General features: G+C 28.4%; 2 protein-coding genes. One reads left to right on the forward strand and one right to left on the reverse strand.

Annotation, left to right across the window (positions count from 1 at the left end; genetic code table 11):
• Nucleotides 1–24 precede the first annotated feature (24 nt).
• Nucleotides 25–336, forward strand: a complete 312-nt coding sequence (locus ACTG3S_RS14435) for a DUF6122 family protein (RefSeq protein ID WP_439130032.1) — start codon at nucleotides 25–27, stop codon at nucleotides 334–336.
• Here the strand turns inward: ACTG3S_RS14435 and ACTG3S_RS14440 are convergent.
• On the reverse strand, nucleotides 327–1,520 hold a 1,194-nt coding region (locus ACTG3S_RS14440; RefSeq protein WP_439130033.1), incomplete at its 5' end, for a lipopolysaccharide biosynthesis protein. The two genes, ACTG3S_RS14435 and ACTG3S_RS14440, sit on opposite strands and share 10 nt — an antisense overlap.

Consider the following 1,520-nt stretch of genomic DNA (forward strand, 5'->3'; position numbering starts at 1 on the left):
TTAGTAAAATCTAAAAAGAAGTAAATGATAGATGTACAATTTGTAATACACTATGGTTTGCATTTTGTAGCTCCCATACTTATTGCCTTTTTATTTTTTAAAAATCAATGGCAAAAAGTTTATCTTATTTTTCTAGCGTCTATGCTGGTAGATGCAGACCATTTATTAGCCAACCCAATTTTTGATGAAAACAGATGCAGTATCAACTTTCATCCTCTGCACAGTTATGTTGCAATTGTTTTTTACTTTTTTGGTTTGGTATTCAAAAAAACTAGAGTCTTAGCAATTGCCTTATTGTTTCATATGGCTACAGATTACCTAGATTGTTATTTGTAAAATTTAAAGAACTTTTTTAGTAGACCATCAATCTCATTTGATACTTTTAGTTTTAAAACTAAATAAATATATACAACAGTAATTAAAATAGTTTTGATTAAAATATTTAAAATTGGTGTTATCGAAAACTTTTTTATCTCGATGTCTGGCAAGTTAAAATCCCAAAAATAAAACCCTAAAAATAATACTAAAATGATGAGTGCCATTTTGATAGATTTGGGAGTAAATGGTGTTATAGAAAACTTACGATGCACAAACCATAATTTAAACGTATTAAAAAATAATATTGTTAAAAATGTTGCCAGGGCTAAACCATCTGTACCGAATTCTAAATTAAAGTAAAATAACTGATTTAAAAAATATACGCAAACAGACATACCCACTGCAATTGGCAAAGTAACTTTGTAAAACTTAGAGTTGTTTATAATAGCGCCATTACTTCCTAAAAACATGGTGTATAGTTTTGCTAAAGAAATCATTAAAACAACCAACTCACCTCCAGCATAGCCTTTTTCTGGCATTAACTTGAATAATTCTCTAACACCACAATTCACTAATAAAAAAAACAAACCGCCTACTAAAAATAAATTAATAGAACTTTTTTTGTATAAATTTTCTACCTCTTTAGTGTTAAATTCGTTTAAGGATTTAGAAGTTAAAGGTTGTAAAATCTGAGTCATAGCTCTACTTGGTGCTTCTATAAAAGAGCCTATAAACACGGCTACAGAATAATAAGCTGCTTTTTCTATGGTGTCTTTTCCGGGAATCATAATTTTATCAATATCTAATAAAATCGCTCCTGCAGAACCTGCTAAAATTATATATAAAGAATAATTTAAAATTTCTTTAAAATTGGCTGGTAGTTTGAAATAAAACTTAGGCAAGTACATGTAAAATGCATAAAACATCATTACAAATGCCCTAAGCACATAAGCAACAGTTAAATACCAAATAAATTCTGTTTTCGTTATAAAACCAAAAAACACAGCTAATAACAGCAACATTACCACTACTCTATTCCATAATTCTTTTAAAACATTACCAAATACTGTCTGCAACTGTACTTTAGTCCAAGAGTAAAAAAGCTCAAAATAAGCACAAGCAATAGCAATTAAGTAAATAGAAAAAGTATAGCTTTCTATAATTTCATTTTCTTTGGTAACTCTACTCATAATCCAATCATG

This window comes from Polaribacter sp., from assembly GCF_965656025.1.
Lineage (GTDB): Bacteria > Bacteroidota > Bacteroidia > Flavobacteriales > Flavobacteriaceae > Polaribacter.

Coding starts and splice junctions, on each gene's coding strand:
- ACTG3S_RS14435 (WP_439130032.1), top strand. CDS start 25: ATGATAGATGTACAATTTGTAATACACTATGGTTTGCATTTTGTAGCT.